This is a genomic window from Serratia sp. NPDC078593 (assembly GCF_050268245.1).
GTDB lineage: Bacteria > Pseudomonadota > Gammaproteobacteria > Enterobacterales > Enterobacteriaceae > JBNNGK01.
Map to the genome: position 1 here is coordinate 1 of NZ_JBNNGK010000036.1, position 8,118 is coordinate 8,118.

The 8,118-nt window shown below is 50.0% G+C and carries 5 protein-coding genes and 1 pseudogene; all 6 read right to left on the reverse strand.

Going from position 1 to position 8,118, the window contains the following annotated elements; genetic code table 11:
- Nucleotides 1-304: pseudogene (locus tag ACQKDS_RS19915) on the reverse strand (formylglycine-generating enzyme family protein); the annotation flags it as partial.
- A gap of 23 nt (nt 305-327) precedes the next feature.
- Nucleotides 328-1,293 carry a formylglycine-generating enzyme family protein gene (locus tag ACQKDS_RS19920; RefSeq protein WP_399667059.1) on the reverse strand — a complete coding sequence of 322 codons (966 nt, stop codon included), beginning with the start codon at nt 1,291-1,293 and terminating at the stop codon, nt 328-330.
- Between the two features lie 23 nt (nt 1,294-1,316).
- Nucleotides 1,317-2,279 (reverse strand): formylglycine-generating enzyme family protein, encoded by a 963-nt coding sequence (locus tag ACQKDS_RS19925; protein WP_399667062.1) that lies wholly within the window; start codon nt 2,277-2,279, stop codon nt 1,317-1,319.
- An 11-nt stretch (nt 2,280-2,290) separates the two neighbouring features.
- Complete coding sequence (locus tag ACQKDS_RS19930) at nt 2,291-3,271, reverse strand: formylglycine-generating enzyme family protein (protein ID WP_399667064.1); 981 nt, start codon at nt 3,269-3,271, stop codon at nt 2,291-2,293.
- A 9-nt stretch (nt 3,272-3,280) separates the two neighbouring features.
- Nucleotides 3,281-5,614 (reverse strand): ATPase, encoded by a 2,334-nt coding sequence (locus ACQKDS_RS19935; protein WP_399667066.1) that lies wholly within the window; start codon nt 5,612-5,614, stop codon nt 3,281-3,283.
- Nucleotides 5,615-5,629: 15 nt separating this feature from the next.
- Nucleotides 5,630-7,969, reverse strand: a complete 2,340-nt coding sequence (locus ACQKDS_RS19940; protein ID WP_399667069.1) for a DUF2345 domain-containing protein — start codon at nt 7,967-7,969, stop codon at nt 5,630-5,632.
- Between the last annotated feature and the right edge of the window lie 149 nt (nt 7,970-8,118).

Below are 8,118 nucleotides of genomic sequence, written 5' to 3' on the forward strand. Positions count from 1 at the left end.
ATTCCTGATTGGTGGTTTTAAATTTACCGATCGAGTAACTGCTCAGCGTGACGTTATGCAGCGGTTTACTGTCCTTTTCAGTATCAAGCTGAATCCTCTCCGAACCGTATTCCCCACCGAAGTCCCCCATCAGAAAATCACCGCCTTGGACAAACACCAGATTGCTTTTGACCTGGCGGATCAACGATTGCAGTTCCGCATTGTCCTGTGGCAGGGGCTGCATCACCGCGGTTTCTTGTGGTGGATTATCGCAGCCCACCAGCAGCAGCGGAGCCAGCAGCAAAACATATCCTTGTTTCATCATGCATCCTTATATCGCCAGAGGCATTACTTCACCGGCTGCGGACTGTTAACAGCACAACGAACTGTTTTATCACCAATAACTTCAGTATCGGGTTTACTACTAAACCTGACGATGCTCAATCCCTTAAAAGGGCCTGAAAAACCAGCACCGCGCAGTACCTTAACATAATTCCCTTTATAGTCCTTACCAACTGGTTTATCCGGCCCCTGCGGATCAATCGTCGGAGAGTGTTGGTAATAGTCCGGATCATACCAGTCCTTGACCCACTCATAGCCATTGCCCGCCATATCATAAATACCCAGCGGATTAGGCGGATAGCTGTCTACCGGCATAGCAGTATATATATCCGTACTGAGCCCCATTTTGCGGGCGAACTCTTCACGATCTAACGAGCCAGAGATATTAATGCCACGCTGGATACCGTCCATCTCTAGCACGCCGCTGTTGGTGGCCACAATAAAAAACTGCCCCCGGCTGCGGGCGGCATACTCCCACTGCGCTTCGGTCGGCAGCGCAAACGGCAGGCCGCTCACCTTGCCCAGCCAGGCGCAGTATTGCTCTGCCTCATGCCAATTCATATGTGCCGGGGTGTTGGGGAGTTTATTGAGAGCATCCATTAGCTTTTGTGTCAGCGAATTACTGGCCTTGCTTAACGTCTTGTTATTTATTTTCAGATAGCGCTGATATTCCTGATTGGTGGTTTTAAATTTACCGATCGAGTAGCTGCTCAGCGTGACGTTATGCAGCGGTTTACTATCCTCATTAGTGTCATATTGAATTTTTTCCGGGCCATAATCACCACCGAAGTCACCCATCAGAAAATCACCGCCTTTAACAAACACCAGATTGCTTTTAACCTGGCGGATCAACGCTTGCAGTTCCGCATTGTCCTGTGGCGGGGGCTGCATCAACGCGGTCTCTTGTGGGGGATTATCGCAGGCCACCAGTAGCAGCGGGGCCAGCAGCAAAACATATCCTTGTTTCATCATGCATCCTTATATCGCCAGAGGCATTACTTCACCGGCTGCGGACTGTTAACCACGCAACGAACCGTGGTGACAAAGGTAGCTCTAGTATCCTGACTACGCTTAAAACGGGCAATGGTCAGGCCTTTAAAGGGACCTGAGGTTTCCGCTCCACGCAACACTTTAGTGTATTTACCTTCATGATCTTTATATACGGGTTTTTCCGGCCCCTGAGGGTCAACAGCAGGAGAGTGTTGGTAATAGTCCGGATCGTACCAGTCCTTGACCCACTCATACCCATTGCCTGCCATATCATAAATACCCAGCGGATTAGGCGGATAGCTGTCCCCGGGTAATGTGGTCCAAATTCCGCTAGTTAGCCCCATTTTTCGGGCAAACTCTTCACGATCTAACGAGCCGGAGATATTAATGCCACGCTGGATACCGTCCATCTCCAGCACGCCGCTGTTAGTGGCCACAATAAAAAACTGCCCCCGGCTGCGGGCAGCATACTCCCACTGCGCCTCGGTCGGCAGCGCAAACGGCAGGCCGCTCACCTTGCCCAGCCAGGCGCAGTATTGCTCTGCCTCATGCCAGTTCATATGCGCCGGGGTATTGGGGAGTTTATTGTGAGCATCCATTAGCTTTTGTATCAGCGAATTACCGCCCTTGCTTAACGTCTTGTTATTTATTTTCAGATAGCGCTGATATTCCTGATTGGTGGTTTTAAATTTACCGATCGAGTAACTGCTCAGCGTGACGTTATGCAGCGGTTTACTGTCTTTATTGGCGTCATAACGGATCTTCTCCGGGCCATATTCTTTGCCAAAGTCGCCCATTAAAAAATCACCGCCCTGAACAAACACCAGATTGCTTTTGACCTGGTTAATCATTTTCTGTAGTTCAGCATTGAGTTGAGTACTCCGGTCAGACGCTGGTGATACTTTTGCCGATGAGGCGTTATCACAGGCGACCAGCAGCGGCAGCACAAACATGATTCGGTGTATCAAAATACATACCTCTATTTTACCGGCTGAGAGCTGTTAACAACACAGCGGACTGTAGTATCACTAATAGCTTTAGTATCCGGACTACGTCTAGCTCTCACAATTGTTATTCCCTTAAAGGGACCAGAAGTTCCTGCTCCCCGCAGTACCTTCTGATACTTTGCCTCAGTATCATAAACTCCCTCATAATTCTTATATACCGGTTTCTCCGGTCCTCTGGGGTCTTTAGTCGGGGAGTTCTTATAATAATCAGGATCGTACCAGTCATTAATCCAGTCGTAACCATTACCCGCCATATCGTAAATACCCAGCGGATTAGGCGGATAGCTGTCTACTGGCATTGTTGTATCTATGTCTGAACTGAGCCCCATTTTTTTTGCAAACTCTTTACGATCTAACGTACCTGAAATATTAACTCCGCGTCGAATCCCGTCCATCTCCAGCTCGCCGCTATTGGTTCCAACAATAAAAAACTGCCCCCGGCTGCGGGCGGCATACTCCCACTGGGCTTCGGTCGGCAAGGCAAACGGTAGGCCGCTCACTTTACCCAGCCAGGTACAGTATTTTTCCGCATCAAACCAATCCATATGTGCCGGCGTATCAGGCACTGTATTCAGCGCATCTGACAGCTTTTGACTCAGTGAATTATCCTCCTTCTTTAACTGTAGATTATTCAACTTCAGATAAAGCTGATATTCCTGATTGGTGGTTTTAAATTTACCGATCGAGTAACTGCTCAGTGTAACCTTATGCAGCGGCTTGCTGTCCTTTTTCGTATCAAGCTGAATCTTCTCCGGGCCATATTCTTTGCCAAAGTCGCCCATTAAAAAATCACCGCCCTGAACAAACACTAGATTGCTTTTGACCTGGCGGATCAACGCTTGCAATTCGGCATTGTCCTGTGGCGGTGGCTGCATCAACGCGGTCTCTTGTGAGGGATTATCGCAGGCCGCCAGCAGCAGCGGGGCCAGCAACAGTATTCCGTATTGTTTCATTGTTTATCCTTAGGCTATTTGCGTCATGGTTGCATCACAAGGGCCAAACTGGCAGCACTGGGGGAAGTGGGGATTAGGCATGCGGTTCAGCTGGTAATAAGGGGTGTTGTTCATCGCCAGCGCATAACCCCAGGAGAGTTCCTGCTCCGTTTTCAGGCGATGATAGACTTTCGATAGCTCCAGCACCGCAAGCTCAGCGGCCCTGCGCTGCATATCTTGATCACGATTAAACCCTTCCTGAAGAAATTCAAGCAACTGCCGCTCCTGCTGTTTTACCACCGATTCTTCATCTCCATTCTGCGCAAGATCGGAACCGTCCGAACTGCGATGGCACATCACTTTAAACCATTCGCGCCGGGTCTGAATGCTACACAGCACCTGAATAATCGCCTCTTTTCGCTCAAAGTAGATATCCAGCCCCATACTGCCACGGTTGTCCCAGTCGAGGTGATCCCACTTACCGTGGCGGGTGAGCAGATACAGTAATATTCCCTTGGCCTCCGGGGTATAGGTTAATAGTCGATCCGGTTCAGCAATAATATTTTTTGCTAACTGGTTACGTCTTTTAGAAGCTTCAATATTTTCTTTGCTTTCATTAATTAGCGTATTTACGAAGGTAACAAACTCAAGGCTAACATTCACAACTTCAAGCTCTAATTTATTATAAATCTGATATATGTTTTTTGTTAGATCTGCAATCTGCATCACACACATACGGGTAAAGGTTTTAAAAGCATCCTCAACCACTAATTCAAAAAATCGATAATCCAACAGAAATAACTGATAGGCCAGCCAACTGCCAAACTCCTGTAATGTTTTAACCCCAACCTCACAGAGAAATGCTCCTTTAGCCCCGACGCCACAGCACAGGCTGGCAGCAACCTTAAAGCAGAATTTTCCGTTGATGAAGGTACATAAAAACTTCGCCCCTGCACCAATCCCCGCCAGACCGGCAATGCTGGCGCCAATGGCGGCAAAATCGGTAAACTCACCCACCGTCTTGGCTATCTCTTTGCCTTGCGGATCCGGCGGTGGCGTGGGCTTCAGCCACTGTACCGCCCCCTTAAGCACATATTCGGCTCTGGCACCAGCAAACACCTCGGCAGATACCGAGGCCCCTTCATCCTCTTTTTTCATCTGTCGATAAAACTGACCATTGCGGCCTGACTGACGTTCCTGAAAACGAGGCAAACGCCCCTGTGGCTGACCGGCAACGATCTGTTGTTCATCATCTTTTACCATCACCTGCAGCTGCGCTTCTAGCTGGGCGGAAGCACCGACAAAACCGATTAGCTGGTTTTCAAGGTAAATCCGCACTACGCCCATATTGAACCCGGTTAATACCTGGCTAGTGGCGCTGTCGTCCTGCTCTTTCCCTGGCTGGTAGCTTAAATCCCACCCCAGCCGATCCGGAATATACAGCACCGCGTTACCCACGCCCGAAGCAATCGCCACCGAGGCTTTTGCTTCCCCTTTTACTTTGATGCTCCCTTCATTTGGGTTGAATTCCGCCTCGGCACCAACGTTGGAAATAAAACGCATAAACTGCGCCGCCCCCGATACCTCAACACCGTTATCAAAAGTATGGTTACCCTCCAAACTTTGGTTCCAGCTTTCTGCCCACTCAAATAATGTTTCATCCAGATTATAATCATCTAAATCAACATAATCTTTAAGTTCAGCTTTTAGCACCGGTAACTTATCTTTCGTTAACTGATCTTTCAGTTTTTTAGTATCAATGGTTCGCCGCCCCTGGCTGTCTTCTTTATAAATGCTCTCTTTACCCGTGGCGCTATCTTTATTTTTCAGGGTAACGGTATGCCACTTCTTTTTGGCACCGGCTTGGGAGCGCCCACCCGAGCGCTCAGAAAAATAACGCTGATTGGCGTAGGCGTAACGCCTACCCAGCCGTTGATTCCCAGGGCCACGTTTACGGGTATCCAGTAACGGAATTAATTCCACGACATCTTGGTATCCCATATTGCTGCTTGCGCCATCCTTTAGCTTATCCAGTAACGCCGCTCTCTTTTTTTCCAGCGTGTTTTCTGCCGCGACAACCTCCGCAGCCTGTGAACTGATGTCTGCGCCTGGCTGTTGCCGTTGCAGCCCATATTTTTCTATTGCCGCAGAATAAGTCTGTTTCGCCTGATGAAATTCATCCACACGCCCTAGCATATCAAGACAATGCGTTTCAAATTCTCCTGCCTCGTGCGCGGGGACAACAATAATCTCTTCCGTTTCCGGGCGGAAATAGAGTATGCCTGACTCATGGCATACTTGGGTCACGTTATCATCAGATTTATTTAACTGACATTCGGCATCAGGCTTATTTATAGTATCCATACCCACTCACCTTAATTATTCAAAAAACAACTTAATATTTTTCGTGTCAATACCATAGTGTTTTTGCGTATAACCATTTTTATCGGTTCTACCGCGAAGCGTTTTACCATCCGGGGTTTCTATACGGTAAGCAATCCAAGGTTTCGGCTGCTGCGTTGCCTTATCCACAACCTGAAATCCACCGCTCATTGGAAATTGATACTGTGGATCCTCAATCGTTGCGGGCATTAGCGCTTGCTCAAGAGAAGCGCTTCCCCCCCAATTAATGCTGCCACTCTTCAGGCTAATTTTTCCCGGCGCGCCAATTTCGATCGCACCGTCTTTAATCTTAATGTAGGCACCGCCAGTACTGGTGAGAGTAATTCCCTTGGCGGCATTCAATACCATTTCACCGTTGACGCTATTAATTGACATCCTTTGATCGGACTGAAGCTGCATAGCATCTGATTGTGCCTGAATATCCACCCGCCCACGGGCGGCAAAGATCTTTATCCCCAGTTTATGGGCAAATAAACTAATAGCCTCACCTGCCGCGACAGTGAGCCTTTTAAAAATAGTCATATCCGCATTTTCGCCGGCGGTTGCCGTCAAGGTATGCCCTGCTGAAAGCTGAATATTTTTGGGCGTCGTAGCGCCAATACCGGCCGGTGCAGACAAGAGCAGCCCCGCCTGTTTTAGCTGATTCAACGTTTGGGCAAGTTGTTGCTGCGAGTTAAGATCGGCATCCAATGCGCCAGAGGTGCCAGCGCTTTGTGCAAGTGCAGTGACCAATTGTAGCGCGTTTTGCAATTGTGCCACTGCCGCATTCATATCCAACATTGCGCCATGCGCTTTAGGTTGTTCATCGGCACTGATCAACACCCCTTTGCCGCCCCGAATACTCACCCAATCATCGGTGCGCAGTTCCGCCCCTTCACCGCGCCGCTGCCTTTTGGCATTAACGTTGTGCCCCAAATTCAACTGCGTCTTGCCGCCGTACTCGGTACTGAGCTTGATGTGCTCTTCGCCGCGCTTGTCTTCCATGCGCAGTTTATTCAGGCCCGCGGTGCGTATCACATTGCGCGTGCTGTTGGCTTCAGTAACATGATCAACGTGGCGCGAGTCGTGCAACGCATGGGCAATGTATGGCCGGTCCGGGTCGCCCTCATGGAAGGCTATCGCCACCTCGGTGCCCTGTATCAGCGGAAAGTGGAAGCCGTAAACATCGCCGCCGTAGGGCTTCGCCAGCCGCACCGGCATACTCTCCTGCCCCTGGCTTTTATCATCACGATCGGCATCAAACTTCACCCGGTACAAACCGGCTGCATCCTGCCAGGCGTAGATATCGTTGTCTTTGGCGCTGGTGATGCGCGCGGTCAACGTACCGCTGACTACCGGGCGGGGCTTGGCTGCCGGTCGCCAGCAGCGGGTTTCGCTGTAGGGCGTCGCCGTCCAGTTCACCTGTAGGGCATTTTTGCGGCTGGCGGTAAAAAACACGCTCAGGATGACAACGCCATTTTCGGTTTCTACAGGCAGCGTGGGGGGAATGGCGGTTTCGGTTATGATCAGTACCTGAGCAGGTCCCAGCGTCGCATCAGTGCTACTGCCCGCGACAGTGGTCTGGGCGGAAAGATAACGTTCATGCTCCAGACGCGCCCAGAAGTTCGCGGTTTCTGCCGCCGGATCGATTTTATCCCCACTTTCCAGGTGACGCGGGCGATAGTGGTACACATCACCGTAGGTGATCCCCTCACCGTCCCCCCGGGTCATATCAGCGGGCGCTGACTTCAGTACTTTCTGTGCTTCACGGTGATTGTAGTCACTCGCCGTTACGGAGCGCTCTACAACATTGTGGCGTATATTGACATTCCATACAGAATCGACGGCGCTGTCATGCATACCTGATGGACTGTTCAGCGGCAGCGTTTTTCCGAACTCGAGGGCGCTCTGCTTATCGGCAAAATGCACCACTTCCGTTTGCGTATCCGGATGCAGGGTAAAGAAGTAAAATATCCCTACCTCAGATAACAGGCGTTCAATAAAGGCCAGATCGCTTTCCTGATACTGGTTAATCTGCTCACGCTTCGGGTAGTCCATCTTCAGATTGAACTCATATTCCCAGCCTTTCAGGCCGTGATCTTGCAACACCTGCTCCACCACTTCCGGTACCGATTTATTGACAAAGAAACGGTGAGTACGGAATTGCTTATCCAGCAGGGCGAGGAAGGGCTCAATAATTATCTGGTAGGTCGTCTGATCGCGTGAGCCGTTACATCGTCGAAAATTGGTGACCACCCCATGTACAGTTTTTCCTTCTATCGGATTGACGAGGGCACCGGTCCCCATACTCAACGTTGCCGGTTTAGTGAGAAACATATCAGCAGTGATATCCGGATGGACGCTGGTAAAACGGATCGTGTAATGATAGAGAGTGATCCTACCCGCGTAATGTGGACACGGCCCTAAGCGAGATTCTGGTTTTCAAATTGTTCCGGACTGAGTCCGCCACAGGCACTGTGGCGACG

Coding starts and splice junctions, on each gene's coding strand:
- ACQKDS_RS19930 (WP_399667064.1), bottom strand. CDS start 3,271: ATGAAACAATACGGAATACTGTTGCTGGCCCCGCTGCTGCTGGCGGCC.
- ACQKDS_RS19920 (WP_399667059.1), bottom strand. CDS start 1,293: ATGATGAAACAAGGATATGTTTTGCTGCTGGCCCCGCTGCTACTGGTG.
- ACQKDS_RS19940 (WP_399667069.1), bottom strand. CDS start 7,969: ATGTTTCTCACTAAACCGGCAACGTTGAGTATGGGGACCGGTGCCCTC.
- ACQKDS_RS19935 (WP_399667066.1), bottom strand. CDS start 5,614: ATGGATACTATAAATAAGCCTGATGCCGAATGTCAGTTAAATAAATCT.